This window comes from Streptomyces sp. NBC_01296 (assembly GCF_035984415.1).
Classification (GTDB): domain Bacteria; phylum Actinomycetota; class Actinomycetes; order Streptomycetales; family Streptomycetaceae; genus Streptomyces.
Map to the genome: position 1 here is coordinate 297,552 of NZ_CP130720.1, position 26,637 is coordinate 324,188.

The window sequence follows — 26,637 nt, forward strand, 5'->3', positions numbered from 1 at the left end:
AACGCCGACAGGTCCGAGTAGGGCGATCCGTCCGCAACGGCTCGCCGGAACGCTTCGACGATACTCTCGGGGGTGTTCCAGTTTTTTCGTCATCCACACCGGAGCCCCGCCCTCGATCGCAGCGTAAGCGGGATCGTTGTATGTGTGGGCCCCTGGATCTTGTGGCCGGTCGGGGTCGTGGTCGGTCTTTACCCGCTCGGCGAGCTGGACCACGGCCGGTTCTTCCTGGGCATCGATGAAGTGGGCGTGATCTACCTGGTCGAGACCTGGGTTGCCAGCTTCGGCCCGATGCCTCACGCCATGGAGAACTTGGTTCTCGGTGTGGTTCCTCGCCGAATCGATGAGGGGTACGAGCCAGCGGGACAGCCGTCCTGACGCGTCGGTCACCTGTAGAGCAGCACTCGCTTTCGGAGGAGCAGGAATCCGGCGCGGCCGAACATCTGCCGTTTGAGCATCTTGATCCGGTTGACGTGCCCCTCTACGACACCCGAGTTCCGGGGCAGGGTCAGACCGGCGATGACAGCGTCGCGGTCGCGGTCGATACCGGCGGCGAGGGTGTGGAGGCCGGGCAGGTTGTCGTTGCGGACGGCGTCGAGCCACTCGGGCAGCCGCCGGCCTTGCCGCTCGGTGAGGATCTCGGTGAAGGACCGGACATGTCTGGTGAGTACATCCAGTTCGGGGCAGTGGACCAGGACGGCCTTGAGGCGGAGCCCCACGGGCCACTGCCTGAACCGGCGCTGCCGCGCGCGGTGTGACGGCGGCTCCCTACCAGGCACGGCGCGGGCCGATAAGACGCCGGCCCCGGGCGCCCCGCCCCGAAGGATCGAGGCACCCTGGGCAGGGGCGTGCACCCGCCAGTCCAACGAGCTCTCGCAGAACCGGTTCCGCGAGTGTGGACCGCCACGGTGCCCTGCCTGCTGGGCTACTTCGTCGCCGGTGCCTTGCCGGACACCTCAATGCCTGCCTGGCGGAAGTCGTCCAGGGTGGAGGCAATGGTGTCGGGCGCGACACCGACCGTGTAGTCCAGGCGTACCCGGGTTCCGAATCCGGCCGCGGCAGCGTCCAGCGCGGTGGCGCGCACGCAGTGGTCGGTCGCGATGCCCACCACGTCGACGTCCCGCACCCCGCGGGCGCGCAGCCAGTCCGCGAGGGAGGTGCCTTCGGCGTCCGCGCCTTCGAAGCCGCTCTTGGACGCACTGTGGGCGCCCTTGAAGAAGACGGCGTGGACCTTGCCGCCGGCGGCGGCTGGGGCGAAGTTCGGGTGGAATTCTCCGCCTTCGTCTCCGGCGACGCAGTGGACGGGGAAGCTGTCCTTGAAGTCTGGGTTTGAGGAGAAATGGCTGCCCGGGTCGATGTGGTGGTCGCGGGTGGCCACGACGTACTGGTAGTCACCGTCCGCACTCTGCTCCACCAGCTCGGCGATCGCGGTGGCGATCTGCGCGCCTCCCGCGACGGGAACACTGCCTCCTTCGCAGAAGTCCTTCTGCACATCGACGACGATCAAGCCTCGGCTCATCACGAACACCCCTCAGGACGACGGAACGACCCCCCGTCTTCTACCGGCCTTCTCACCTCCGCCGGAGGCATAGCGGGCTGCGCTCACCCACACAGCCGCAGACATTCACCGCAGGAACGATTCGCACTGTCGAAGCAGTCAGAGGCCAAGTGCGGTGCGCGGTCGGGGCCAGGTCTGCCGTCGGGCGCCGGTAGCGGCAGCCACACCTGGGAGGAAGCCCTCGGCTGCCTCTACCCCAAAAAAATGCGGACGGGGCGCGACGCGCCCCTACCGCGGCCGTGGATCAGATCGTCCCCCCGGTAGCTGCCCGGCGGCTGCGACCAGGTCGGGGAATCGGTTGTGGACCAGGGAGCCGCGCCGGGTCTGCAGGAGCAGCCGGCCGCCCGGGCCGGGGGTAGTGACCCGTACGGCCGGTTCGAGCGGACATGCACAGCCGTCTAAATTCAATCCGGTCCATCTGGGCGACAGGTTTGCCTGCTATGCGGGGTCCAGTGGTCCGAGCAGCCACACGCCGGTGGAGGTGGGCTCCTCGTTGAAGTAGAACTCACGGATTGCCTGGAGCATGTCGTCCCGGCTGATCAGCCCGTCGGCGTCCCGGTCGAGGCGGCCGAAGACCTCTCGAGCGTCCGCTTCAGGCAGCCCCATCAGGGCGCCGGACCAGCGAACCTGCTCATCCCGGGTCAGTTTCCCGTCGCCGTCCTCGTCCGCGATGTCCATCAGCGCATCAAGGAACGGCATGTACCCGGCATCGAAGGAAGCGGGCGTGACCAGCAACCCGGCGGCGAACGCCGCCTGATACTCGGCGAGGCTGATGCGTCCATCGACGTCGGTGTCCGCGGCCCGTGACAAGTGCTGCCACAGGCCGTCGCTCAGCTCCCGCATGCGCTTGAGCGCGGGGGCTTGGGGCGAGAGCCGGAAAGCGGTGGCAAGGCGGTCGCAGGCCGACTCAAAGTCGGCGCGGTCGATATAGCCGTCACGGTTGGTGTCGAAGGTGGCGAAGCGGCGGGCGAGCTTGCGCTGCAGGAACGGCGAGATGTCCATACCCGACACCCTGCCTGCCAGAGCAGCGCCTGAAAAGCCACTGACGGCCGGTAGCACCCGTACGAGGCGCCAGATTGAACCTCGGCCACAACACTCGCCACGTCCAAACCACGTTCCTGCCTCCGCTTCAAGATCGGCCTACTGACAGCCGGAACCCTTTCCGCGGAGGCACAGCGCCAAGCACGCCCCAACAGGTGAAAGGCGCAGATCGGCAGAGCAGGTGAGTCAACGCGTCAGCGCACATGGTCCGGACTGGGAAGGTGCTGATGAACCGTTTCGCCCACCCGGCATTCCCCGGCCCGCCGCGTCGTGGCGGCCAAGGAGCAAGAGCTGCGCCTCGCGGGGCGGCGGAGCGGTGCCGTCAGTCGTCCCCGGCGAGGATCAGATCGGCTGCGTGGTGCGGACAGGCAAGGGTGTGCCAGATCACCGAAAGGAACTCTCCCTCGGCGCTGAGAGTCCGCGCTCCACCGGTGGCCGCAGTGGCCCGGCAAAAGCCGCAGAAGAGGACCTTTGACGGGAACAGGTCCGCCGAGGGGCGGGATTGTGACATCGGTTCCATCGTCTGCTCCAGCAGTGCCGACACGGGCAAGACCTCTCACCTATTACCCACCGACGCTCCCAGCAGTCACAGACATGCAGGGAGAAACCGTGGAAAACCAGCCCGGCAGCAGCAGACCTGCACCTTCCCGTCCGACATGGCAAGACCCCGGGACAGGGGGGTGTCCCGGGGCCACCGGTCGCGGCGCCGCAAGAGGGGGGAACGGTTGTGCATCTGACGCGACGATATGAATAAACGATTCAGCAGCCGCACGGTTACGGCAGCACCCAACCAGCCCCGCGCCATCACAGGCTGCGCAGTTCAGCCGCTGGAGGACTGTACGCCTTCCCCGAACCCGGCACGTCAGCCACAGTGCCGTCCAGGCGCAGCAGTGCGAAGCGTTGCGGGGCGGCGCCGGGCCCCTCGGTCGATGGCGGTGTCGGCGCTGATCTCCGCGACCGGTTTCAGGACCACGAGGGAGGTGCTTGCGGCAGTCCCCCGTTAGGTGCGGTGCCGGCGGCCGCCCGCCGTCCAGGCGGCCGCCGGCACCTTGACACCGGTCAGTGGTGGCGTCGGCCCCAGGACTCGGTGTCGACCGTGCGGCCGCGGTCATCGCGCAGCGTGGCTGTGTCGGCGTGGTTGTCCCAGATGTAGTCGCGGCGGTTCTGGAACAGGTCGGAGCGGGTGTTGTGGCCGGCGCCGGTGTGGATACGAAGGGTGGCGCGGCCGCTGATACGGACGTTGTCGAAGCGGTAGCGGTTGCCGTCGCCGTCGCGCAGGGTCCAGCCGCGGAGGTTGACGGCGTCGCGGGTGGTGTTGGCGATCTCCACCCACTCCGCGTTCAGGGACCGGTTGGAACATTCTCCCGTCCACAGCCACCCGGCGTCTCGGTGGAACCAGCCAGCCGGACAACTGGTCCTCCCCTGCCGCTCGATCGGCCACGGCCAGCCACCGATCACCGAACTGGAACCGGCGTCCACCCGTGCCGCCCAACACACGAGGCCGGCCGGCACGCTCTTGTTGCACTCGATCCTGGCGTTGGCCAGCAGCCAGGCCACGACCGCCAGCCGGTCGCACTCCGAATACAGCTCCGGGCCGCCCACCGGGTCCCGGGGCCGTCCAGCAGCACACACTTGCCATGCGCACGCCAGCAATCCTAGAGTCGGCGCGTTCTGATCATTGACACGGGAGTTCCGGCCACCATGCGCATCCAACGACTCGTCTCCGTCGCGACCGCGGCCCTGCTCTCCCTCGCGACTCTGACCGCGTGCGGGAGCGGAAGCGGAGCCAGTTCTATCGATGGCTCTCTGGGCAACCCGGCACCCGCGAAGAACGGCGGCACCGACGGACTGCGCGCCCCCGACCAGAACGGCAAGGCCGGGCTGCCCAAGGCGGGCTCGATGGCAAACGCCGCCCAGATCGTCAACACCTACGCCGACTGCAATGACCTCTCCACCGACCCGCACGATGACGACTTCTTCCCCGGCGACGAAACCTACAACCAGAAGTGGGGCGTTACCGAGCGCGGCGCATGCGGCAGGGGCACCCGCATCTTCATGTTCAAAGACCTGAAGACCTTCCAGGCCAGGTACAAGGCTGAACTCGACGAAGACCGGAAGGAAAGCCCGAACAAGGGGCACCGCGGCAAATTCCTCCTCGGCCAGGACTTCGCCGTCCTGCCCGACCAGAAGCCCGTCATCCGCAACGCGATCAAGCCCGGAGGCCTCCTGATCCTCAACTGCCACCCGGACTTCAACCCGCCCAGTGGCTACCGCAAGGACCCCGCACTCGTGAAGGGCTGCGTCCTCACCAACTACTTCGAAGACTGATCCGCCACTCCACGCTGCGGGGAGCTCCTCTGCGCCGAGGCATTGCGCAGCACGGGAGAACACAGAAGCCCTCACCCCACCTCCCCCGGGGTCGTCGGTTGCTGCGGAGCCGGCCCAGGATCTGGGCGCCGGTCGCACTCACGGCGGCGAGGAGGTCGTTGCCTTCGAAGCCCTTGTCCCACAAGACCGGCATGTCCGGCCGCAGCAGATGTAGCAGCCGGGAGGCATAGCTCGTCTCGCCCCCGGCGGTGGGCCCGAACACCGCACCGACAAGAGCCCTGGTCCCGGTCTCGACCAGCGTCATCAACTCCGGCGTCGGATAGCCGTGATGGGAAGTCCGCCCCAGCCGGGACCGGTTGCGCATGGAGTCGGCAGTCTTCTGGGAACTGCAGCCGTCGAACGAACCCGTCCGGTACGGGCCGAACCGCACCCCTGGGGTGGTCGGCCGGGCCAGCGGTCCGGCGAGCACGTCGGACAACGCCCGCACCGGCGCACAGCCCAGCCGACGACGCAGGTCACGCAGGGCCTTCGGCGTCGGACAGGCCACCGGCAGCCCGAACAGCCCCGCCGTCAGCTTGTCCCACACCAGCCGGTAGCCGACCTCGGGGAAGAGACGCATCGCAAGCAGGAAATAGAGCCCGACCCGTGAAGGGAGATCACGCAGCCGTCGCTGCACTGACCGCGTCTCCGCCTGCCCGGGCGCGAACCGGCCTGCCGCCACGGTGACCGTACGGGTGATGGCCATCGCAGGGGCCGGCGGGACATGATGAGACGGCAACGGAGCTCCTCGGATACAAGCTGTCTTGGACGACTGCCTGTACCAACGAGCTCCGTTGCTCCAGGTCAGGAATCCTTCAACGGGCTTGCGTGACCTGCGAAAGCACTAACTACCCGGCCTTGGGGCAAGACCCCTCGGTCGCCTCGCTCCACCAGGCGCTCGCCGAGAGCGAAGGTGCCGCGGCAGACGCCGGCCTGGTGCTCCGGCCCAAGCCCGTCCACATCTGCCGGCCCGGGGACCCGTTCACCTCCGACGAGATCGACCTCCGCGAACGCCTCCAGGTCCAACCCAGCTCGCCCTGCCCCGCCCGAAGACGGGGGGTGCCTTGACAGCCCAAGTGATTAGCCGCCATATTACTCGCATGACGAGGGACGGCATCGACGGCGAGGCGCCCACGCTGGACCAGGCCCGGCGGCAGGTCGAGCACTACGGCCTGGAGGTCGATCCGCAGGCGGTGCTGGTCGCGGTGCGGCTGATCTCGGCGGGCGCGAGGGTCGGCCGGGCGGCCGAGGCGCACTTTGCCAGGTTCGGCCTGTCGACGGGTCGCTACCGCCTGCTCGCCGACCTCGAAGATCACGGCGGGGAGAAATCCCCCTCGCACCTTGCAGCCGACCTCAATGTCTCCAGGGCCACGGTCACCGGCCTACTGGACGGCCTTGAGCGCGAGGGCCTGATCGCCCGCCGCCCGTCCACGGAGGACGGTCGGGGCACGGTGGCCATCCTGACCGCACGCGGGGCGCGGCGTTTGCGCGACATGGCCTCCGAGCATTTCGGGCGGCTCGAGGCGATGGTGGGCGGGCTTTCCGTCGAGGAGCGTGCGGTGTTCCTGGATCTGCTCGCCCGCGTCGTGCGGGGCAGTGCGGCTCTGGCCGCCGACTGACCCGACTCTCTACCGATTTGGCCCCGCCCCCCGGGTAGGGCCCCTTTTTTCGAGGCAATAGTTAGCCACCTAATTATATTGGGGGCGGTGCAGGCCTGCCGCCCCTCCGCGCACCTTCGCTTCCCTCACACGAACGAGAAAGAGGCCAGCATGCCTGCAACGAAGGACAGAACCAGCCGAAACCAGACAGCCTCCCGGCCATCCCGACCGTTCACCCTGTGGCGCGAGGTACTGACCGCCTACGCCGCCCCCGCGCTGATGGCCGGTACCGCCGGAGTCGTCACCGGGCAGCAGGACTTGGCCGTGGCCGCCTGCACCTCCATCGCCGGCACATCCGCCGTGGTGGCCTTCCTCGTCGGCACCTGGCTACGGCACGGCGGGCAGCCCCGACGGTGGACCACCACCGCCCCGCGCGTCGCACTGACCGCCGCGCTCGTCATCACCGCCGCCGGCGCTGCGGTCCTGCTGGGATGGTTCACCGCCCAATGGCTGCCCGCCCACACCCCGATACCCGCCACCCCGTGGCTGGAGCGCCTGCGCATCGACCTGCCCGTCTCCGCAGCCCTCGCCACCACCATCGTCACCCTGCGCTGGCGCAGCACCACCACAGCATCCCCGGCGTAGCCCACCCCGGCACCGGGCCCACCCGCCCCCACGAGCCCAAGCCCGACCGAGCCACGCCGGCAGCACCCGCCGCCTGAAGTCACCAAGGAAAAGGAATGAGCACACGATGATCGTTGTCATGGGAGCGACCGGAGCGACCGGGAACGCCCTGCTCCACAGCCTCCGCGCACTCGGCGCACCCGTCCGCGCACTGACCCGTACCCCGCACAGGCCGCTCCCCGGCATGACCGGCGCACACCAACCGCCCGTCGAGGTTCACTACGCCGACGCCACCGACCCCCACTCCCTGCGCACCGCCTTCAAGGGCGCCGACCGGCTCTTCCTCGCCATGGCAAACAGCCCCGCACAGGTCGAACTCGAAACCCGCGTCATCGACATCGCCGCCCACACCGGCATCGGACACATCGTCAAGATCTCCGCACCCGCCGCCGAACCCGACTCCCCCGTCGCCATCTCCCGCGGACACCACGCCGTCGAGGAACACCTGCGCGCCAGCGGCCTCGCCCACACCATCCTGCGCCCCTACGCCTTCATGCAGAACCTCCTGCGCCTGGCCCCCACCGTCGCCCAGGGCGTCATCCTCGGCACGACGGGCGACGCGCCCTGCAACTACATCGACGCCCGCGACATCGGCGACGTCGCTGCCGCCGCCCTCACCAGGCCCGACATCGCCCGCGGCACCTACACCCTGACCGGACCCGAAGCCGTCTCCTACCCCGGACTGGCCTCACGACTGACCACCCTGACCGGCAATCAGGTCGACTACATCAACCTCACCCCGGACGAACTGCGCGACGACCTCGTCCACAACGCCCACATGCCCACCTGGCTCGCCGACCACGTGACGGAGATCCAACAACTCGCCATTGCCCGACCCGAAACCCCCACCACCACCGTCAACGACATCCTCGGCCGCCCGCCCCGCACCCTCGACGCCTTCCTGCACGAACACCACGCCCACTTCCGCCGGTAAGGCAAGCCGGCAAAGGTGCGCGGTCGCAGCGCTAGGGGCGGCGGGTGGGGGCGCCGTGCAGGAGCAGATCGAGCACGGAGTCGATGTAGCCGGCCAGTTGGCTGTCGCTGCTGAGAGGGAGTACGCCGGGCAGCCTCGTCGCCATCTCGTCGTGGCCGACGTACGCGGCGTAGCCGAGCATCGCGCGCTGGACCGCGACGGCCGACGGGAAGCCGATCTCCTGGAAGAGCTCGATCGTGTAGTCGAGCCGGCGCTGCACCACCCGTCGCACCACTGGCGCCACCAGCTCGTGGTCGGCCGACGCGAGCAGGTTCGCCGCCGCGGCGCCCCGTCCGGCGCCCCCGGTCACCCGCGTGAGCAGCGTCCGCAGCCGGGCCCTCGGGTCGGGCTCGGCGGCCAGCATCGTGATGGTGGCCTCGGTGAACCGGCGCTCCCACAGCGCGAGGGCCGCCTCGATGAGGGCGTCGCGGTTGGTGAAGTGCCAGTAGAAGCTGCCCTTGGTGGTGCCCAGCCGCGCGGCGAGCGGCTCTACGGCCACCGCGCCGAGCCCGCGCTCGCCGATCGCATCGAGCGCTGCCGCCGCCCAGTCGTCCGCCGCCAGTCGTTGTCGCCGTTGATTCACGTCCATACGCTACCGTACGGGCATTCCATACGCCTCCGTATGGAGGCTCGGGCAAGGAGACGACGTGCAGAACTTCCAGCAGCGAACCATCGACGCGCCCGCCGCCGAGGTCGGCGCCCTCATGGACCGGTTGGGCTCCCCGCAGGACCTGATCTGGCCCACCCCCGCCTGGTCCCCGCTGCACCTCGACGCAGGCCTGGCCGTCGGCTCGAGCGGCGGGCACGGCAGGATCCGCTACTCGGTCGTCGCTCACGAACCGGGCAGAAGGCTCCGGTTCACCTTCGCTCCCGGGCTCGGCATGACCGGGTACCACGAATTCCTGATCACCCCCGAGGGGCCGGCCCGCTGCCGGATCTCCCACACCGCCGCGGGAAGCCTGGAGGGCAAGATGCTCCTGATGTGGCCCCTGGTGATCCGCTGGCTGCACGAAGCCCTGCTCCAGGACGCCTTCGACAACATCCAGCGGGCGGCCACGAACCACTTGCCCCACCCGGCCCGCTGGTCGACCTGGGTCCGCCTACTGCGCCTCGTATTCGCCCGCCGGACCCGCGGGCCCGTGGAGCCGTCCACTACCTGACGTACCTGCCCCCTGAGCCGTGACGGACACCGGACACGCCCGCCCGCGGCGGGCCAGTAAAAGTCCAGGCCGAGTGTGGAACCGAGCTGCGAAGAGGCCGATCCCGCCCGCCTCGGGGGCGTCACCCTGTCCATCGCTGCCTGCACGCCCTGTTCCAGAGCGAGCAAACCTCGCTCACTCAGGGGCGGCCGACGGTCAGTCGTCCCGCACTTCGCCCTGGGCGATTTCCACGTTGTGATGCAGGCTCACGAGCCCGGCGGCGGCTCCCGCGCCGGTCACAGCCGAGCAGGCGAGCAGCAGGCCGGCCGCCGCGATCGCCGGCCGGTGAGGGGCGGGCGTTGGCTGGAGCAAGGCTTTGACCTGCTGCGGTACGAGGCCACCCGCGGCTCCCGCGGCGAACGAGGGGCGGGCGGCTCTGCCGGCGTTCCCGGCGAGGGCTGCGCGTCCGATGGCGCGTGCTGTCAGATTGCGGTCGCCGACCGCGGTCGCGGCGGCTTCGTCGGCGACGCGTTCGACGGCCGGCCCGATGGCGCCGCGCAGTCCGCTCAGGGCGGGATGGCAGCGGCTGGCGAGGTCGGCGGCGGCGAGGAAGTAGTAGTGGCGGCGGCCGGCCAAGCGGGCCCGTTCGTGGGCGAGGAGGGCCTCTCGCTCGGGTCCGTCCAGGGTGCGCAGCATGCCGGAAGTCACCACGATGCGCCCCGGGTTCCCGGGGAGGGCGTAGGCGTCATCTTCGGGGCGGTCCAGGACGCTGAGGTCTCCCGCTGAGGGCGCACCGCGCAGTTGCGCGTGCGCGGTGCGGTATTGACGGAGTTGACGCAGCGCCGATCGGGTCACGGCGCAGGCGCAGACGGACAGCGCACCGACGGCGAGTGCGGTCGCCGGATAGGCGACCACGGCAGGCGCGACGTTCAAAGGGCGGATCAGGTGGCCGAGGCGGGCCACAGCGGACACGGTGAGCGCGCCGGCGAGGATGAGGCCGCCGAGTGCCGCCAGCCAGCAGCCTGCCAGTACACACGCTGTCGCGGTCAGCGCCCACATCGCGGCCGCAGGCCGCAGGCGGGGAGCGGCCCACCGCACGAGCGTCGGCGCGCGAACGGCATCAGCAGCGGCATCAGCAGCGCAGCAATCACCGTCCGCCACCGCCCTCCAAGAGGTCGCGCAGTAGGCGCTCGTCCTCGGGACCCAGGTCGGAGACGAACCGTGCCAGCACGGTCTGGCGGTCGGTGTCCTTGTCGAGCTCGTGGTGCATCCGCCGGGCAGTCAGGCCGTGGGCATCCTGGACGGGGAAGTAGGCGAATCCGCGACCCGGAGCGTTCCCGGCCGACGGTCCCCTTCTCGAAGAGGCGGGACAGGATCGTCGTCACCGTCGTGCGGACCAGCTCCACCGGCCGGCTGCGCTGCACCTGTCCGGCGGTCCGGGGGCCGTCCGCGGCCCACAGCGCGGCGAGGCCGGCCTCACCGCGGCCGGCGCCGGTGCTGGGCAGTGCGCCTCAGGCTCGCACCCACACACCGGAAGCTGCGCTCCACGGCGTTCCCCCGCGCCTTGAGTTCACAGCGGCCAGCCTGTGAACTCAAAGGCCGCCGCCATCTGGAGTTCCGAGTCTGGGCCTACCCGGGGCTCGCAACGTACGGCAAGTCGAAATGACCATCACATGATGAGGAACGCGAACGCTGTTGGACCAGGCCGCCGAACAGCCGCTTCGGTGAAGTCTGCCCAACACGGTCGCCGTGGCTCCGAAGGAGGTGCGGCTGGGGCCGGCTTCTGGATCACTTCGCCGCACTCACCCGTCCGGCCGGGACGGGATGCTCGCAGCCCGCAACCAGCGAGGACAGCTGGCCGAGATCGTTCGCGTACGCCTCCCGCCGCGCCGCGGTCCACCAACTCGCACCGCCGCCCCAGGCCTCGGCAAGCGGCACCATTTGGTCGATGTCCAGCTTGGAGGCGTCCGTGACGGTGGTGTCGTCGCAGTAGGACCACCACACGCCCCCGGTGAGCGTGCAGTCCGGCCCGATCGCCGGGTACTCCACCGCCTCGGACAGCAATACCTCGGCCCTCGTGTTGCAGCCGTCCGCGCGGATGTCGCCTGCGTTCCAGTGCTTGAAGCTGGTGCGCTGGCGAAACGCCACTGCAGCCCTGCGCCGGGGACCCGGCGCCGAGCGCTTCGCGGACAGCTCCCGGCCGCTGGCGGGAGCCGGGGTCGGCGCACAGCCTGCCCCGGATCCCGTACGGACTGACTTCGGCTCGCCCGCTTGTACGGCCCCTCTCCCGCGGCTCCGTCCTGGCTGCGAACCAGTCGCCGCCCGGTCCCATGAGTCGCTGCCTGCCGATCACACCAACCCCCGCTGGCCCGTGATCAGACACGCAACTGAGACAGCGTCATTCCACGTGCGATAAAGCCCGGGAACAGCGATCCCATGCAAATCTCTCCCCCCAAGTCAGTGACCCCACCCGCTGAAAACAGCCTGCTACCAGCAATAACCTCCCAAAGCCCACTGGCTCTCACCCCATCACCCCAAAACCAAGAGATCGCAACCAGTCGTTGCACAGAAGGCGAGGGCGAATGACAGCCCTGGGTCGGGCAGCAGCGGAAAGTGGCGAAGAGCTTGCGGTCCTTCCGGCGGGCGTTCATCCGGTTGAGACCCGGAGGGTGTGGACCGGAGCCTCCGCATGCGGTTCGCCGCCGCCGCTGCACGAAACGCTTCGGCCCGGCCGACAGCGCCGTCGTGCACCACTCCTCAGGACTCCCGAGGTCATTATTACCGGTCTCGCCGCGGGTCGTACGCCACGGGCAGGAGAACGCTGCCGCTACGTGTCCCCATGCCGGACTCGCCCGCCTTGATGACCGAATACCGCCCTATTAGACAGCGTGGCCGATTTTGAAGCCGCGGTGTTGTCGGGGAGTTGGCACCGGGCCATGATCACTCCTCGTACAACCCGACCACCCACCCGGGAGCCGAGATGTGATAGCAAACCCCCTTCCACGGGATGGGGCTGGACGGCCTGCGGGCCGCCTTCCGGTACCTGCAACCCGGGGGCCACCGTGCAGGGTTCTGGTTCCTGAACAAGGGACGTTTCTGAAACTCACCTGCAAAGCCACTCAGAGGAACTCCGGGGCTTTTCGTCTCGGCCCCCGCACAGGCGGTTCTCAGCTTCTCCCGCACTACAACATCCGCGCAGGCACGGCCGTTCACGCCGAGTGGGTCCGCCTGGCAGCACGGCTTCATGTATGCAGCCCCGTATGCCGGACTCCGCTACTGCGCCGACGCAGAGCACGCGGTCCGACACGCGTCGTCATCACCTGATGCAGCCGACCCGGCCCGAACGGGGGTGGGCAGAGCAGCCGGCTCTGACCACGACAATCCCCGGTCGGCCGAGCAAGACATGGCCATCCGCCCGTCAACTGCCGACGGCGCACGGCCATGACCTGATCAGCAGCTCGCCGCGTTCTCCTCCACCGTGCCGCTCTCTCGCATGCCCTGCATTCCACCATCAAAGGAGTTCTTGATCTTCATGTACAAACGCTCGGGGTTTCTCGCCCTCACCACGGTCGGCGTAGTGCTGTGCACCGCTGGTCTCACGCCATCGGTCAGCCAGGCAGCCGGCAGCGCCGACGGCGAGAAGGGGTCCTACGCCGAAAAGCACGGCCTGACAGTGGATGACATCGGGCACATCAACGCACTGAACGAGAAGGCTCTGAATCTGGGTCAGCCCGGCAAGCCATCGGGAGGGTTACTGCCGAGTGCCACCGAGTCCCTCAGGGCCTCCGCATCGGCTGGCGACAGGGTGACCCCTCCCGCCGAGCCGCTCGACAGCATGCCTGACGCGTACCGGGCCCACGGAGACAGGGCCACTACCGGCATCAGCAACTACATACGCAAGTGGCAGCAGGCCTACAGTCACCGCGACGGCAAACCTCAGCAGATGACCGAAGAGCAGCGAGAGCAGCTGTCCTACGGGTGCGTCGGCGTCACCTGGGTCAATTCAGGCCCCTACCCGACGAACAAGCTGGCCTTCGCGTCCTTTGACGAGGACAAGTACAAGAACGCTCTGGAGACCACCGGCCCACGGCCGGGCGAGACGCGGGCCGAGTTCGAGGGGCGCATCGCCAAGCAGAGCTTCGACGAGACAAAGGGGTTCAACCGGGCTCGTGATGTGGCATCCGTCACGAACAAGGCCCTGGAGAACGCCCACGACGAGGGGGCCTATCTCACCTACCTGAAGGCAGAGCTCACGAAAAGCAACGACGCTCTGTCCAAAGAAGACATCCGTTCGAACTTTTACTCAGCCCTGAGGAACACACCGGCCTTCAAGGACAGGAACGGGGGCAACTACGACCCGTCCAAGATGAAGGCGGTCATCTACTCGAAGCACTTCTGGAGCGGACAGGACCCCAGGAGCCCCTCCGACAAGAGGAAGTACGGCGACCCGGACGCCTTCCGCCCGAACCAGAACACAGGCCTGGTCGACATGTCGAAGGACAGGAACACCTCGCGTAGCCCCGCCAAGCCCGACGAGAGCTACGTCAACTTCGACTACGGCTGGTTCGGGGACCAAAAAGAAGCAAACCCCGGCAACACCATATGGACCCACGCCAACCACTACCACTCGCCCGGCGGCGCCATGGGGCCCATGCAGGTATACGAGAGCAAGTTCCGCAGCTGGTCCAGCGGCTACACGGACTTCGACCGCGGAACCTACATCATCACCTTCATACCCAAGAACTGGAACACCGCCCCCGCCAAGGTGAAGCAGGGCTGGCCGTAACACCCCGCCCCTCACCACGAACAGGCCCTCCGCGCCCTCCGCGCAACTGCCCAGCCCCACCACGTGCCACATGCGGAGCGGGGCAACCCTTCGATCACCCACACCCCCCAGTTCGCGGCCCGATGACCACCCGCCCCGACCGGGTGCTGCCCATCACCCCCAGGGCTCCGCTATGAGCACTGAACCGGACCGGGCGTATCCCGCCTCCCCTTTTGCCACTCACGACAGGGGAGGCGGCCGGTACCTTCGTGGGGATGACGGTCGCATCGCGGGCCGGAAGCCCGGCGGCTACCACGGCCCGGGCGCACACCGGCCTGCCCCGCCGTATGGCCGTCTCCCCCGCCGGAAACCAGAGGGAGACGGCCATACGGCGGTTGGCGATATAGCCGAAGTGTCCGGCCGAAGGGCTGCACAGGATGTGCATGCATCGGCGCAGTCTGTGCATGGGCGAAACGCTGGGGAGCGCCGAACACTCGCAGCCACCCGTTGTCCACGAGGAATCCGCCGGTGTGCAACGCCAGCGCACCCAGCACCGATCGCCCGATGACCTGCATCTGCAGAAGGCATCGGCGGCCCTCGTTGATGTCTCCGGGCAGCACTTGAACCGGCACGGAGCTCGCCTTGAGAATCCCCTCAAGCTCCGGCCACGCCGGATCGTCCACATTGACCAGCTCATCGATCCCTCGCATCCGACGATGGTCGCACCTTCCGGTATCGCCTCATCGAGTGGGCTGGACCGCGCTCTCTCGGAGGCTGGGGCGATGGATCGGGCAGCGATCGTCTGCACTTCGGGTCTGATGGCCGAATGATCGTCACTCCTGTCGCCCCTGGACAAGCCGTCCGGTTCCGTTCATGTAGCGGCTGTTCCTGTTGGTAGCGGCTCTGTGGGGAAGGCGATCGATTCATCGAACGGAATGCGCGCCAGGAGGCAGTGGTGAAGCTGGCCGAGCATCCGGTTGAACAGGTGCCGCAAAGACTGCATTTGCCCCATCCCACCTAATCCGCCCGCGATGCACACCCACGACCCGCCCCACACGTCCCGGAACCACCCGCACAAACCCCCATACCGCGCGCGGCGGGCCGGCGCGGTAAGTGCAGGAGCGCAGGCCTGCCAGTACGGGGGCACTGAGCGCCTGTCCGGGCGCTGTATGCATGCGGGCCCGCTCCCAGGTTCGGCAGAGCGGGGTGCCCCGCACCAGAGGAGCCGCGTGCCCGTACGCCGGACCTCGCTCCGTTGGGTGGTTGGGCGGGCCGGTGCTTCTGCCGCCAGAGCGCTCCACCGAAACCCTCAACGACCACATCCTCGTACTACCTCCACCACCGGCGTGAAAGCACCGCCGCAGCCCCGGTCGCTGTGTCCTTCACCCAGTGTTGTCACAGCCCCCGGACAGGCCCACCGCACCGGTCAGGCCGGCGACCCGGCAGCTCCCGGCCAGCACCACCGGCCGGGCGCCGCGCACCTGGACCAGAACATTGAGGAGAACCGAATCGGTGAGTGCTCGCAGCCGGGTGCCGGGTCGCTGGTGTGGGTGAGGTGCACGGCGCGGCCAGCGCGGTGAAGCGCGTGGCGGTCCACGATGCAGTTCATGATCGATTGGATGAGTCTGACCCCGCTGGACGCGGGCGGCACCACGGTGGGCTGCGCCGGGGAACATCCCGGCTTCGCGGACCCGGCCTACGTGCGCCGCAGGAACCTGATCGCCGAACGGGCGGAGGGCCACCCGCTGGGCGCCCCCTCACCCGAGGTGCGCTACACCGACGCCGAGCATGCCACCTGGCGCGCCGTGCACGGTGCGCTGCTGCGCGCGCAGGATCTCTGGGCCTGCCGGGAAGTTCTGGGGGCCCGGGGCGTCGCGCCGATTCCGGCCGGCGGAGTCCCGCAGCACGAGGAGGTCTCCAACCGGCTGCAGGCCCTGACAGGTTTCCGCTTCACCCTGGCGGGCGGGATCGTTGCAAACAAGCGTTTCCTGGGCGCGATGGCCAAGGGGTATTTCCATGCCGTGCAGTACGTACGGCATCCAGCGATGCCCCTGTACACGCCGGAGCCGGACGTCCTGCACGATGTGTTCGGGCACGGTATCCATCTCGCCGATCCGTTCTTCGCCGACCTGTACCGCACGGTGGGCCGGGCCGCGGCCCGGGTGGATACGGCCGACGCGCTGGATCTGATCAGCCGCGTGTACTGGTTCACCCTCGAATACGGCACCGTCCTCGAGCAGCGGCGGCCCAGAGCGTACGGGGCGGCCCTGCTGTCGTCCTACGGCGAGCTCGGCCGCTTCGCCCAGGCCGACCTGCGGCGGTTCGACCTCGCCGAGCTGGTCCGGATGCCGTACCAGGTCGCCGGCTACCAGCCCGTCCTCTTCGCCGTCCAATCCCTGGCCCACCTCGCCGACCTGCTCCACGGGTTCCTCGACGACTTCGACGAGTCCACCCGCGATCGCTACCGCCTGCCCGTCCTGTCCGAGCGCGGCTTCATGGCCCGTCCGCCCACCCGGTGAAAGCGAGCGGCCGCAGCACCGCCCCACCCACCCCCGCAGAGCGGGTATCGCCGCCCTCCCCGCAGACGCGGGCCGGGTGGAGGTCACCGGGCAGTCCTCCGCAAAGCCGAGGAGCGCCTGGCGCCCGGGCACGTCCGCCCACCCGACCGGCAGATAGCCCTCCCGGCCCCGCGCACCGTCCCCAACACCACATCGCCTTGCCGGGGTACGCCCTTACGTCTGCTCGCAGCGCCCGCCGGTGGTGGGGGTCATCACGTCGTCGTCCGGGCCGGCATCGACAGTCCCGCCCACCTCGAACCAGAACACTCAGCCGTCGCCGTACAAGACGAAGACGCAGCCCTCAAAACGAGTTCCCGCGCGGGGCGCAGGTCGTCCCCGGTGCCCACCGATCCGTTGCCCGTGGCCGCGCAGCGCACCTCGGTGGCGCTGTCCACCGTGCAGGTCCAGACGTGGGCGCCGTCTCGGCCCTTGACCAGGGCGAAGGGGGACCCTACCTGTCAACTTGACCCGGCCGTAAACGACCGGGCTTGGAGGTAGAGGCCGACTGGCTGCCGGGTTGTCTCCTCCGTCCAGACCACCTATGAGGTGGCCGGGACGCGTGACTCACGCCCCGCGGTCCACGCAGCTTCGCCTTTGCGGTCGATGTTGTGGGACGCGTTGTCGTCCGCGTTCAGCACGATCCCGCAGGACCGGCAGGCGAACGTTGCCTGGTCGACTCGGTTTTTCCGGTCGATGTGGCCGCACTCGGAGCACTGCTGGCTGGTGTACGCCGGGTCGACGTACACCAGCGGCACCCCGGCCCGCAGCGCCTTGTAGGCGATGAACCGGCCGAGCTGGTGGAAGCTCCACGAGTGCAGTGGTGCCCGCTGGTCCTTGCGGAGCCGTACCCGGTCGCGGATGCCCGTGAGGTCTTCCAGGGCAATACCGCGGCCGGTGCGTTCAGCGGCGGAGACGATCTTCTTCGAGATGACGTGATTGATGTTCGCCGCGTGCCGGGCCTCTTTGCGGCTGCGGTGCTTGAGCCGGCGTTTGGCAGACTTGGTGCCTTTGGCCTGGAGCTTGCGGCGTAGTTCGAGCTGCCGGTTGCGGTGCCGGTTCAGGCCGCGCCCGGCGGCCCGGTAGCCGGTGGATGTGGTGGCGATGTTGACGATGCCGAGGTCCACACCGATAAACCCGGACGGATTCTCGTTGACCTGGGCCTCGGGGACCTCGCACACGGCGATCAGGTAGAACGCGCCGTCGCGTTCGATCAGGTCCGACTCGCCATTGCGGTACTCGCGAAGCGTCTTGAGTGCGCCTGCGGAGCAGGTAAAGCGGACGCTTTTGAGCCGTCCCGCTGCGGTCCAGATACTGACGGTCCGCGCGTCGTACTGCCACGACAGACACCGGTCGTCATACGGCTGAGCCGAATCCGGACGGAACGTGACCGGCTTCGACTCCGCTTTGACCCTGCGCTTCGATCCGGGCCTGCCGAGATTCCCCGCCCGGATGTTCGCCTTCAACGTGGTGTAAGCGTCGCGGGTCTTCTTGATCACGTGCTGGGCAGCCTGCGCCCCAAGACCGGAAGCTTTCAGCTCCGCGTAGGTGTGCTTCCGCAGTTCGTACTCACGCGGCACGCCGTGCTCGAACGCCACGGCGGACACCCAGTTGGCCCGTTCGTTGACCACGCGCAGGGTCGCACCGATGGCCGTTGCCTGTAAGGCATCCGGCATCAGCTTCACCTGCACGACGATCTTCATGCGGACATCGCGGACATCCTACTACCATTGATCTATGTCCCCACGCTGGGAGCCAAATCCCAATATTTGCAGGGGCCGTACGGTCACCTACACCCTCCACGCCCACTTGGTCTTCACACCCAAATACCGGCGTGGACCCTTCACCGACGAGATCCTTCGACGCTGTGAAGAAGTCATGCGGTCCGTCTGCGCCGACTTCGAAACCGAGCTGGTCGAGTTCAACGGCGAACGCGACCACGTGCACCTGCTGGTGCACTACCCGCCGAAAGTCTCCATCTCCAAACTGGTCGGCTCCCTCAAGGGCGTCTCCGCCCGCAGGCTCCGCCAGGAGCACCCCGAACACATCCGCAAGTACCTGTGGGGAGCACACTTCTGGTCACCCTCATACTTCGCAGCTTCCTGCGGCGGAGCGCCCCTGTCCGTCATCAAGGAGTACATCGAGCAGCAGAAACGTCCGATGTAACCTGCACGTCAGAGCAATCCAGAGAAGCGATTCCTCCCGGGCCTGAAGGCCCGGGGTTCCTCGTTAGATCCCGCTGAAGTTCCCCCCTGAACCTGGACAGCGGATGGTTACGCTGCAGGGGTGAGGTCGCGGGTTGTCAGAGCCCGGGTTTCGAGCGGGGTGACGTAGCCGTACACCGGGTGCTTGCGCAGGCGGGTGCGGTTGTATTCGACCTCAATGAACTGGAAGACGTCAGCACGGGCGGTTTCGTGGGACGCCCAGACGGTGGTCCCGATCTCCGCTTTCAGCAACCCGAAAAAGCTTTCAGCCGCGGCGTTATCGTAACACGAGCCCGTTCTGCCCATACTCTGCCTCAGTGTCAACTCCCTTATCAGCGTGCGGGCGTGCTGCGGCAGCGGCGTCCGGACGGGCCGCGAGGTAGGCGTAGTAGCCGGAGCGGGAGATCTTCAGGGCCCGGCACAGCAGCGAGACGCTGCAGCCGTCCGGGCGGCCGGGGCCGGCCTTCTCCGCGTCGACGAACGCGTAGCGCGTGGCTGCGTCTACTTCGTCTTGTGGTTCGCGAAGAAGGCGGTCGCTTTTCCCAGTACCTCGATCGTCTGCTCCATCTCGCGGACCTTGCGGCGTAGTCGCACCAGTTCCTCGCGCTCGGCCGTGGTCAGCCTCCCGCCGGCCCCTGGCCACGGTCGGTCTTGTCCTGGTTGACCCAGTTCCTCAGTCCCTCGGCGCTGACACCGATCTCCCGGGCGACCTCGGTGACCGTCTTGCCCGACGAGTGCACCAGGGCCACCGCATCGCGCTTGAACTCGGCCGTGTACCGCTTGCTCGTATTGCTCTTCTTGCTCACTACCTGGGACTGCTTCCTCCGGGACTGTCCGTCCCAGTATCAGGCTGTCCACGCAGCAGGGGGAACCTCAGAACGGGCCGTGACCCCCGCACAGGTCCGACCCGGCGAGCATTCCAGCAACGTCACAGCCCGCTGCGAACAGGCGACGACCCACGCCTGCGTCGGCCAGTACGACCGCTGCCGTTTCACTGACGGGCACCGAGGCCGGCCTCGGGCCACGATGCTCGGGTTCACGCATGTCGCCTCCATGCACCGTGACCTTCAGCATGTTCCCCGAGGAGTGACCCGGCGACCCGCAGCACGCGCCTTCACCGGGCGGCCCCTCCTGCTACGGTCCGTCATCACACCTCGGCGCTCAGTGGCCGTTGCCCGCGGCCGGACCGGGCCGCCCAGCCGCCACCGCGTCCGCACGGCATAGGCTGGGGATTCGGCCGGGCCTCCTTCCTCGGCCCGCTTATACGACCTCAGGGGCACGAATGGGTGACCTGGGCGGATCGTGATCGTTAAGGACGCATCCGGGTCAACGGAGGCACTCTCGTGCCAGTGGGGTAGGGATGTTGCATGGCGACCTTGTGTCGGCCGGCCGTGTCGGTTCCGGAGTACGTCATCACCATGGAGGAGACGCTCGAGCTCGCCCGCTCTCGTCATGCCGGCCATCCCCAACTCGGCCTCGCATTACGCCTGATCGAGAACACCGGGGTGCGAACCCGGCACCTCGTGCAGCCGATCGGTGAGACGCTCGCGCACCCGGGCTTCGAGGAGCGCAACAGGCTGTATGCGGCCGAGGCGAAGGCCCGCGTACCGCTGGTCGTTAGGCGCGCGCTGGAGGACGGCGAGCTGCGGGCCGCGGAGATCGACGTGATCATCTACGTGTCCTGCACCGGCTTCATGATGCCTTCGCTCACGGCCTGGCTCATCAACACGATGGGATTCCCCTCCAACACAAGACAGTTACCGATCGCTCAACTGGGCTGCGCGGCGGGTGGGGCTGCGATCAACCGGGCGCACGACTTCTGCACGGCCTATCCGGGGGCGAACGCCCTGATCGTGGCATGCGAGTTCTGCTCACTGTGCTACCAACCCACCGACATCGGCATCGGATCGCTGCTGTCCAACGGTCTGTTCGGTGACGGCGTGGCCGCCGCGGTCGTCCGCGGAACCGGTGGTCACGGCATCAGCCTGGAGCGCAACGGCTCCTACCTCGTTCCGGGGACGGAGGACTGGATCGCGTACGACGTACGGGCCACCGGCTTCCACTTCCTGCTGGACAAGCGCGTGCCGGGCACCATGGAACCGCTCGCCCCCGCGCTGCGCAGCCTCGCCGACGGGCACGGCTGGGACGCCTCGGACCTCGACTTCTACATCGTGCATGCCGGTGGGCCGCGGATCCTCGAGGACCTGGGCACCTTCCTCCACGTCAAGCCGGAGGCGTTCCGCCACAGCCGGGCCACGCTCACCGAGTACGGGAACATCGCGAGCGCCGTCGTACTGGACGCGCTACGCCGGCTGTTCGACGAGGGTGGCGCCGCCGACCAGGCGCGCGGCCTCCTGGCCGGGTTCGGCCCGGGCATCACGGCCGAGATGGCGCTTGGCCGCTGGAGCCGTACGCCGTGACCCTTACGGAAGGAAAGCCGATGACCGGGTACTCCCACACCGCCGCCCCACCGGACAGCGGTCTGATCGTGCCGCCCGGCGAAGGCCGTACTCTTCGTGCCGCCGCCCAGCACGTAACGTTCAAGGTGACCGGCGCGCAGTCGCGCATCGCATCGAGTTTCGAGGTGCTCGTGCCACCGGGCTTCGACGTCGGCGCGCACGTCCACGCGCGCAGCGAGGAACTGTTCTACGTTCTTGAGGGCGAACTCGATGTCCTCGCCTTCGAGCCGCGCGTGCGCACCCCGGACGGTTGGCGGGGATGGCGGTCCCCGACCGGGGAACGTGTGGTCCGCGCCACTCCCGGCACGGTCATCGTGGTCCCGCCCGGCTGCCCGCACGCCTTCGCCAACCCCGGCGAAGTCCCGGCCCGGATGTTCTTCCAGTCGTCCCCACCCCCGGACCACGAACGCTATTTCGAGGAACTCCTGGACATCCTGTCCGCCGACGGGCCCGTGGACCACGGTGCCATCGCGGCGCTGCGCCGCCGCTACGACATCGAGCAGCTCACGCCGCTGCGCCATGACCAGCCGGCGAGGCACCCGTAGTGCACGACACAACCGCCCCCTTGTACGAGGCGTCGGACTTGGCTGCGCTCGACTTCGACCCGTTTCTGCGCGAGGCCGCGCAGGCCGCACCGGTCATCCGGATCCGGCTGCCGCACGGAGCCCCCGGCGAGTGCTGGCTGGCGACACGGCACGACGCCGTCCGGTTCGTCACCTCCGACCCCCGGTTCAGTCGCGACATCGTCGGCCGACCGCTGCCCAGCATGAACAGATACCTCGTCCCACTGGACCGCGCGGTCAGCTTCGTCGACCCGCCCGACCACACCCGCATCCGCTCTGTGGTCTCCTCGGCGTTCAACCGCTTCGGCATGGCAGCCCTGCGCCCCCGCATCCAAGCCGTACTCGACGAGCACATCGACGCCATGGTCACATCCGGCCCCCCCGCCGACTTGGTCCAGCACGTGACCTCCCCCTTCCCCATGCATGTCATCGGAGCTCTGCTAGGTGTCCCGGAGGCCGACCGGCCGTGCCTGCGCACGTGGGCGGACACCATCTTGACCCGGGCGAAAGACGAAGCGGGCGTCGAGCGCGCCCGGCAGGCCAAGGAAGAAGTCCGCGCCTCCTTCCGCGAATTGGCCCGCGAACGCCGGCGCCGGCCGCAGGACGACCTCATCAGCGAACTGGGAGCCGCAGTCGAGAGCGGCAGGATCGAGGAAGAAGAACTCCTCGCCCTGGCCACGCTGATGGGAATCAACGGCTGGCACGCGGTACGCAACCACACCTCCAACATGGTCTACCTCCTGCTTGCCCACGACAGCCTGATGAGCCGGCTCGGGTCCGACCCGCAAGCCGTACCGGCGGCCGTGGAGGAGCTACTGCGCTGGATCCCGCACAAACACGGCGTGGGACAAGCCCGCATCGCCACCGAGGACGTCGAGGTGGGCGGCGTCCTCATCCGCCGCGGCGAGGCCGTCTATGTCTCCTACGTGGCAGCGAACTGGGACGAGCGGTGCTACCCCGCGCCGCACCGGATCGACATCGACCGCAAAGGCCCGCCCCACCTCGCGTTCGGATACGGCCCCCACCACTGCCTGGCACCATTGCTGGCACGCATGGAGGCCGAACTGCTCCTGACCACTCTGATCACACGCCTCCCCGGCCTGCGCCTTGCCATCGATCCCGGCGAAGTCGTGTGGCAGAAGGACGTCCTCATCCGAGGCCCCGTAGCCCTACCGGTCACGTGGTGAACCCGGCCGGCACCCCTTGCGACCCGGGCGATGCACGGATGGTGTTGTCCTCAACGTCCAGTACTGAGAGTTCGCGTCCGGTTGAATGGATGCCGTGACGCATGCTCTGGGTTTCACCGAGGAAGACCTGCGCCGGCTGGCGGGGGCGCTCTCCTTCGAGCGCGGGGTCGGCTATCTGTCGGCGGTGTCCCGGCTGGAGATCGGGGTCGAGACGATCACCGCAACCGTGGACGGCAGCGACGCGTACGAGGTCGAGCTGACCGAGGACGAGGAAGGCCGACTCGGCGGCTGGTGCGACTGCCCGTACGGGCAGGAGGGCAACTTCTGCAAGCACTGCGTGGCGGTGGGCCTGACCGTCCTGGGACAGGCCGAATCGGTGCCGCAGCAGCGGTCGGCCGCCGCCTCGCGCACCCGCCTCCTGGACGACTGGCTGGAGTCCCGAACCCGCGAGGAACTGGCCGCTCTGGTAAGGGAACAGCTCGCCGGCGACCGTGGCCTGCGCCGCCGACTCGAGCTGCGCGCGGCCGCCGCTGGGGAGGACACCGCCTTCGTCCGGGAGCGCATCCTGGGCCTCCTCGACACCCGTTCCTTCGCCCGCTACGGCTACGTCGAGTACGCCGACGCCCGCGCCTACGGGCAGCAGGCGGCGGAGGCGGTCACCGCCCTACGGGCGCTGACGGCGGGCGGGCGGGCCGCCGACGCGGTGGAGGTGGCCCGCGAGGCCCTCCGGGCTCTGGGCCGTATATACGGGGAGATCGACGACTCGGACGGCCTGGTCGGGAACGTCGCCACCCGCCTGGCCGAGGCCCACCTGGAGGCCTGCCTGTCCGCCCGCCCCGACCCGGTGGAGACTGCCGAGTGGCTAGTGCACCACCTCCTGGATGAAGAGAACGACATCACGGACATCGACCTCTTCGACTACCGCGAGGCCCTGGGTGAGCCGGGCATGACCCGGGCGCGCGAAATGGTGGTGGCCGCCTGGCGGATCAACCCCAAGGCGTGGACCGAGAAGTACCTGATGGAGCGGCTCCTGAAGGCGGACGGTGGCAGCGTGGACGCGCTGGTCGCCGTCCACGCGGCGGACCTCGCCCCGAACGGCCACACCCACCTGGTGATCGCCCGGGAGCTGGAGGGGGCGGGCCGTACGGCCGAGGCCCTTGAGTGGGCCGAACGCGGGCTACGGGAGGCCGAGTCCGACTGGGGGCCGGATGACGAGCTGGTCGCCTTCGTCTGTGATCGCTACGCACGGGCCGGCCGCTTGGCCGATGTGGTCACGATCGCCCGGGATGTGCTGCGGGCCCGTCCCTCCCTTGTCGCCTACCGGCATCTTCGTACCGCGGCCCGTACGGCCGGGAGCTGGGAGGGCACTGAGCGCGCGGGCGCCCTGGAGGTACTGAAGGCCTCCGACCGGCCGGTGAAGGGCCGTTGGTACGGCGGTTCGGTGCTGGTCGACGCGCTCATGGACGACGCCGACCTCGAGGCCGCCTGGCAGGCCGCCGCCGACGGATACGCGGACCAGCAGCAGTGGCTGGCCCTGGCCGACCGGATCCGCGACAAGCAACCGGCCGACGCGCTGACCGTCTACCTGCGCTGGATCGAGCCACTGCGCAAGGCGACCGGTGACCGCACGTACGAACGCATGGCCCAGCTGCTGCTCAGCGCCCGCGCCTGCCACCGCACGCTGGGCACCGAATCCGAGTTCGCCACCTATCTGGCCGCCCTGCGCGCCGACCAGAAGCGCAAGCGGAAGCTGATGGCGACGCTTGACCAGCACGGACTGTGAGCGGTGCCGGGCGCCGTGTCTGAGCCCTGGCCCACCTCTGGCGTCGGCTTCCACCGCGCGTCACCCATGGCAGAAAACCCTTCATCCCCGACGGGGACGGCGGTCACAGCCCTCCGAGTCCTGCTGAGTGTTGCCCTGCCGGCCGGGCGGGGGCGTCCATGACGGCGGTGAACTGGGTGCAGTCGTTGGTGTTCCCGCCGGTCAGGACGAAGGCCAGCGGTCGGCCGGCTCCGTCGCAGGCCAGGTGGATCTTGCTGGTCAGCCCGCCGCGGGACCGGCCGAGGGCCGGGCTGCGGAGCCCCGTTACCTTCTTCGTGGCCTCGCAATGAGGCTCCCGGCCTTCGGCCCCGGTATGACTTGAGCCCCCAGTCGAGATGATCGAAAAGGTGGTGTCGCCGAGTGCCGGAGGCATCGGCAGACCGCTGATTACTAACGGGATGGATCGGTTCGCCCGGCTGGGTTCACGACTGCTCAACGGACCAGTGGCCTTCGTTTCGCTGGCCGGAGACGACCAGGAGCTCCTGCCCGGACCGGTCGGTCTGCCGGATCCCTGGGCGGAGAGCCGGGCACTGCACTGCCGCTGTCGCCTGCGCCCTGCCGGTACGTGACGGCCTCAGGGCAGCCCCTGGTCGTGCCCGACGCCCGCGCCGACGACCGGTCCGTACCACCCCCGTCGCTCGCGGATCTCGGGCTCATCGTGTACGCCGGAATGCCGCTGACCGACTACGACGGGCTCGCCCTGGACTCCCTGTGCGCCATCGGCCGGCGGACCCGGATACCCGTGACGACGTCGCGGCACTGGCCCTGCGTCCCCTGACGGCACCAGCAGCGGTGTCAGCGGCCGCCGAGACGCGGTCCCGCTGACATCAGCGATCCTCCGCGGGCGACCCCGATCCGCGCAGCGCCGAGCGCAGGCGGTGCGCTGACGCGTGCCCTGGGAGGGTACCGGGCCTGGGCAGGTGGCCCCGCCGCCGGCCGACTTGCAAGCCAGGCCCGGCGCCAAGTCGTGTTCGCACCCGGAAGACGCCTGCGGGTGAAACCCGTGAACGCGCCCGGCCACGACTCCCCCGCTGGCGGGCAGGCCGTTCGGGTGCAGTCGAGGCCATGCTGGGATGGCGGCCGGATGCCGGGTAGGCGTCGGGTATGAACGCACACACCCTCGGCACCTCGACGACGGCCGGGCACACCGCAGCACTCGACACTGCATCCGCACGGTGGCTGACGGCCCTGGACCGGCTCGAACGCACAACGGTGGCCGATCCGGCGATCGGATTCCTCCAGCGCGGCATCCGCTCGCTCCCCCTGGGCGGGATGCGTGATCTGTTGCGCGGCAGGCCGCTGGGCCACCCCGTGCATCCCGTGCTGGTCCAGGTACCGATCGGCTGCTGGCTGTCGGCCGCGGTACTGGACGTCGTACCGGGCGCACGGCACGCGGCCACGACCCTCACCGCCGTCGGGCTGGCCGGGGTCGCCCCGGCAGCGGTCGCCGGCTGGGCGGACTGGGCGGACCTGCCGCCCGAGCAGGCCCGGGTCGGGCTGGCCCACGCGGTCTCCAACGTGGCTGCGGTGGCCTGCTACACCGTCTCCCTGACGGCCCGGCTCCGCGGCCGCGCAGCGAAGGGCATGCTGTGGTCATGGGGCGGGCTGACGGCGGTCGCCGTCAGTGGTGCGCTGGGCGGACACGTGGCCTATCGGCAGGCCGTAGGACCGCATGACGCAACGTAGGGCTCGGGCGGGCTCGGGCTCGATGCGCGCAGTGTGCCC

At 68.9% G+C, this 26,637-nt stretch carries 26 protein-coding genes and 4 pseudogenes; 15 read left to right on the forward strand and 15 right to left on the reverse strand.

Annotation, left to right across the window (positions count from 1 at the left end; genetic code table 11):
- The first annotated feature begins 144 nt into the window (after positions 1–144).
- A complete protein-coding gene (locus OG299_RS01420) occupies positions 145–375 on the forward strand; it encodes an SUKH-3 domain-containing protein (RefSeq protein ID WP_327360112.1) in 231 nt (76 codons plus the stop codon).
- Between the two features lie 8 nt (positions 376–383).
- Here OG299_RS01420 and OG299_RS01425 read toward each other — a convergent pair.
- The 5 genes and pseudogenes from OG299_RS01425 to OG299_RS01445 form a co-directional block, all read right to left on the reverse strand.
- Positions 384–707 (reverse strand): annotated as a pseudogene (locus tag OG299_RS01425) (transposase); the annotation flags it as partial.
- Positions 708–922: 215 nt separating this feature from the next.
- Positions 923–1,516, reverse strand: coding sequence for an isochorismatase family protein (locus OG299_RS01430; protein WP_327360113.1), 594 nt, complete (start codon positions 1,514–1,516; stop codon positions 923–925).
- A 477-nt stretch (positions 1,517–1,993) separates the two neighbouring features.
- Positions 1,994–2,557: an EF-hand domain-containing protein gene (locus OG299_RS01435; protein ID WP_266637708.1), complete on the reverse strand. Its 564-nt coding sequence runs from the start codon at positions 2,555–2,557 to the stop codon at positions 1,994–1,996.
- Between the two features lie 361 nt (positions 2,558–2,918).
- Positions 2,919–3,140, reverse strand: coding sequence for a hypothetical protein (locus tag OG299_RS01440; RefSeq protein ID WP_327360114.1), 222 nt, complete (start codon positions 3,138–3,140; stop codon positions 2,919–2,921).
- Between the two features lie 515 nt (positions 3,141–3,655).
- The gene (locus OG299_RS01445; RefSeq protein WP_327360115.1) at positions 3,656–4,228 is read right to left on the reverse strand and encodes a lamin tail domain-containing protein; all 573 of its coding nucleotides are present in this window, start codon (positions 4,226–4,228) and stop codon (positions 3,656–3,658) included.
- Positions 4,229–4,297: 69 nt separating this feature from the next.
- Between OG299_RS01445 and OG299_RS01450 the strand changes: the two genes are divergently transcribed.
- Positions 4,298–4,924 carry a hypothetical protein gene (locus OG299_RS01450; RefSeq protein ID WP_327360116.1) on the forward strand — a complete coding sequence of 209 codons (627 nt, stop codon included), beginning with the start codon at positions 4,298–4,300 and terminating at the stop codon, positions 4,922–4,924.
- Here OG299_RS01450 and OG299_RS01455 read toward each other — a convergent pair.
- Positions 4,902–5,669 (reverse strand): transposase domain-containing protein, encoded by a 768-nt coding sequence (locus OG299_RS01455; protein WP_327360117.1) that lies wholly within the window; start codon positions 5,667–5,669, stop codon positions 4,902–4,904. The genes OG299_RS01450 and OG299_RS01455 overlap by 23 nt on opposite strands.
- 394 nt (positions 5,670–6,063) lie before the next feature.
- On the opposite strand from OG299_RS01455, the gene OG299_RS01460 reads away from it, so the two are divergent.
- The 3 genes from OG299_RS01460 (at position 6,064) to OG299_RS01470 (ending at position 8,179) form a co-directional block, all read left to right on the forward strand.
- Positions 6,064–6,582 (forward strand): MarR family winged helix-turn-helix transcriptional regulator, encoded by a 519-nt coding sequence (locus OG299_RS01460; RefSeq protein WP_327360118.1) that lies wholly within the window; start codon positions 6,064–6,066, stop codon positions 6,580–6,582.
- Positions 6,583–6,732: 150 nt separating this feature from the next.
- A complete protein-coding gene (locus OG299_RS01465; RefSeq protein ID WP_327360119.1) occupies positions 6,733–7,206 on the forward strand; it encodes a hypothetical protein in 474 nt (157 codons plus the stop codon).
- A 106-nt stretch (positions 7,207–7,312) separates the two neighbouring features.
- Positions 7,313–8,179 carry an SDR family oxidoreductase gene (locus tag OG299_RS01470; RefSeq protein ID WP_442817470.1) on the forward strand — a complete coding sequence of 289 codons (867 nt, stop codon included), beginning with the start codon at positions 7,313–7,315 and terminating at the stop codon, positions 8,177–8,179.
- 31 nt (positions 8,180–8,210) lie between these two features.
- Here OG299_RS01470 and OG299_RS01475 read toward each other — a convergent pair whose 3' ends face one another.
- Positions 8,211–8,801 carry a TetR/AcrR family transcriptional regulator gene (locus tag OG299_RS01475; RefSeq protein ID WP_327360121.1) on the reverse strand — a complete coding sequence of 197 codons (591 nt, stop codon included), beginning with the start codon at positions 8,799–8,801 and terminating at the stop codon, positions 8,211–8,213.
- A 64-nt stretch (positions 8,802–8,865) separates the two neighbouring features.
- Here OG299_RS01475 and OG299_RS01480 point away from each other — a divergent pair, with 64 nt between their 5' ends.
- On the forward strand, positions 8,866–9,378 hold the full coding sequence (locus tag OG299_RS01480) for an SRPBCC family protein (protein ID WP_327360122.1): 513 nt from the start codon (positions 8,866–8,868) through the stop codon (positions 9,376–9,378).
- 195 nt (positions 9,379–9,573) lie between these two features.
- Here the strand turns inward: OG299_RS01480 and OG299_RS01485 are convergent, their stop codons facing one another.
- From OG299_RS01485 to OG299_RS01495, 3 genes and pseudogenes are all read right to left on the reverse strand, one after another.
- On the reverse strand, positions 9,574–10,455 hold the full coding sequence (locus tag OG299_RS01485) for a M56 family metallopeptidase (protein WP_327360123.1): 882 nt from the start codon (positions 10,453–10,455) through the stop codon (positions 9,574–9,576).
- Positions 10,456–10,504: 49 nt separating this feature from the next.
- Positions 10,505–10,862: pseudogene (locus OG299_RS01490) on the reverse strand (BlaI/MecI/CopY family transcriptional regulator).
- Between the two features lie 331 nt (positions 10,863–11,193).
- Positions 11,194–11,550, reverse strand: a pseudogene (locus OG299_RS01495) (hypothetical protein); the annotation flags it as partial.
- Positions 11,551–12,889: 1,339 nt separating this feature from the next.
- Between OG299_RS01495 and OG299_RS01500 the strand changes: the two are divergent.
- Positions 12,890–14,143 (forward strand): protein-glutamine gamma-glutamyltransferase, encoded by a 1,254-nt coding sequence (locus OG299_RS01500; protein ID WP_327364431.1) that lies wholly within the window; start codon positions 12,890–12,892, stop codon positions 14,141–14,143.
- Between the two features lie 170 nt (positions 14,144–14,313).
- On the opposite strand, the gene OG299_RS01505 is transcribed toward OG299_RS01500, so the two are convergent.
- Complete coding sequence (locus OG299_RS01505; RefSeq protein WP_327360124.1) at positions 14,314–14,832, reverse strand: DUF2625 family protein; 519 nt, start codon at positions 14,830–14,832, stop codon at positions 14,314–14,316.
- Between the two features lie 909 nt (positions 14,833–15,741).
- Here OG299_RS01505 and OG299_RS01510 point away from each other — a divergent pair.
- Positions 15,742–16,641 carry a phenylalanine 4-monooxygenase gene (locus OG299_RS01510; RefSeq protein ID WP_327360125.1) on the forward strand — a complete coding sequence of 300 codons (900 nt, stop codon included), beginning with the start codon at positions 15,742–15,744 and terminating at the stop codon, positions 16,639–16,641.
- Between the two features lie 578 nt (positions 16,642–17,219).
- Here OG299_RS01510 and OG299_RS01515 read toward each other — a convergent pair.
- Complete coding sequence (locus tag OG299_RS01515) at positions 17,220–18,380, reverse strand: RNA-guided endonuclease InsQ/TnpB family protein (protein WP_327360126.1); 1,161 nt, start codon at positions 18,378–18,380, stop codon at positions 17,220–17,222.
- A 34-nt stretch (positions 18,381–18,414) separates the two neighbouring features.
- Here OG299_RS01515 and tnpA point away from each other — a divergent pair, with 34 nt between their 5' ends.
- Positions 18,415–18,843 carry an IS200/IS605 family transposase gene (gene tnpA / locus OG299_RS01520; protein WP_327360127.1) on the forward strand — a complete coding sequence of 143 codons (429 nt, stop codon included), beginning with the start codon at positions 18,415–18,417 and terminating at the stop codon, positions 18,841–18,843.
- 107 nt (positions 18,844–18,950) lie between these two features.
- Here tnpA and OG299_RS01525 read toward each other — a convergent pair whose 3' ends face one another.
- On the reverse strand, positions 18,951–19,187 hold the full coding sequence (locus tag OG299_RS01525; protein ID WP_327360128.1) for an integrase core domain-containing protein: 237 nt from the start codon (positions 19,185–19,187) through the stop codon (positions 18,951–18,953).
- Between the two features lie 311 nt (positions 19,188–19,498).
- A complete protein-coding gene (locus tag OG299_RS01530) occupies positions 19,499–19,687 on the reverse strand; it encodes a transposase (protein ID WP_327360129.1) in 189 nt (62 codons plus the stop codon).
- 561 nt (positions 19,688–20,248) lie between these two features.
- Between OG299_RS01530 and OG299_RS01535 the strand changes: the two genes are divergently transcribed.
- The 4 genes from OG299_RS01535 to OG299_RS01550 all read left to right on the forward strand — a co-directional run bounded on the left by OG299_RS01535 (position 20,249) and on the right by OG299_RS01550 (position 24,873).
- Positions 20,249–21,301, forward strand: coding sequence for a type III polyketide synthase (locus OG299_RS01535; RefSeq protein WP_327360130.1), 1,053 nt, complete (start codon positions 20,249–20,251; stop codon positions 21,299–21,301).
- Between the two features lie 20 nt (positions 21,302–21,321).
- The gene (locus tag OG299_RS01540; protein ID WP_266637616.1) at positions 21,322–21,885 is read left to right on the forward strand and encodes a cupin domain-containing protein; all 564 of its coding nucleotides are present in this window, start codon (positions 21,322–21,324) and stop codon (positions 21,883–21,885) included.
- Positions 21,885–23,090, forward strand: a complete 1,206-nt coding sequence (locus tag OG299_RS01545) for a cytochrome P450 (RefSeq protein ID WP_327360131.1) — start codon at positions 21,885–21,887, stop codon at positions 23,088–23,090. Before OG299_RS01540 ends, OG299_RS01545 begins: the two co-directional genes overlap by 1 nt.
- 94 nt (positions 23,091–23,184) lie before the next feature.
- On the forward strand, positions 23,185–24,873 hold the full coding sequence (locus OG299_RS01550; protein WP_327360132.1) for an SWIM zinc finger family protein: 1,689 nt from the start codon (positions 23,185–23,187) through the stop codon (positions 24,871–24,873).
- Positions 24,874–25,045: 172 nt separating this feature from the next.
- Here the strand turns inward: OG299_RS01550 and OG299_RS01555 are convergent.
- Positions 25,046–25,168 (reverse strand): annotated as a pseudogene (locus OG299_RS01555) (IS5-like element ISNeu3 family transposase); the annotation flags it as partial.
- A gap of 309 nt (positions 25,169–25,477) precedes the next feature.
- Here OG299_RS01555 and OG299_RS01560 point away from each other — a divergent pair.
- Entirely contained in the window at positions 25,478–25,690 is a 213-nt protein-coding gene (locus OG299_RS01560) for a hypothetical protein (protein WP_327360133.1), read from the forward strand.
- A gap of 326 nt (positions 25,691–26,016) precedes the next feature.
- Positions 26,017–26,598 (forward strand): DUF2231 domain-containing protein, encoded by a 582-nt coding sequence (locus OG299_RS01565; protein ID WP_266637624.1) that lies wholly within the window; start codon positions 26,017–26,019, stop codon positions 26,596–26,598.
- The last annotated feature ends 39 nt before the right edge of the window (positions 26,599–26,637 follow it).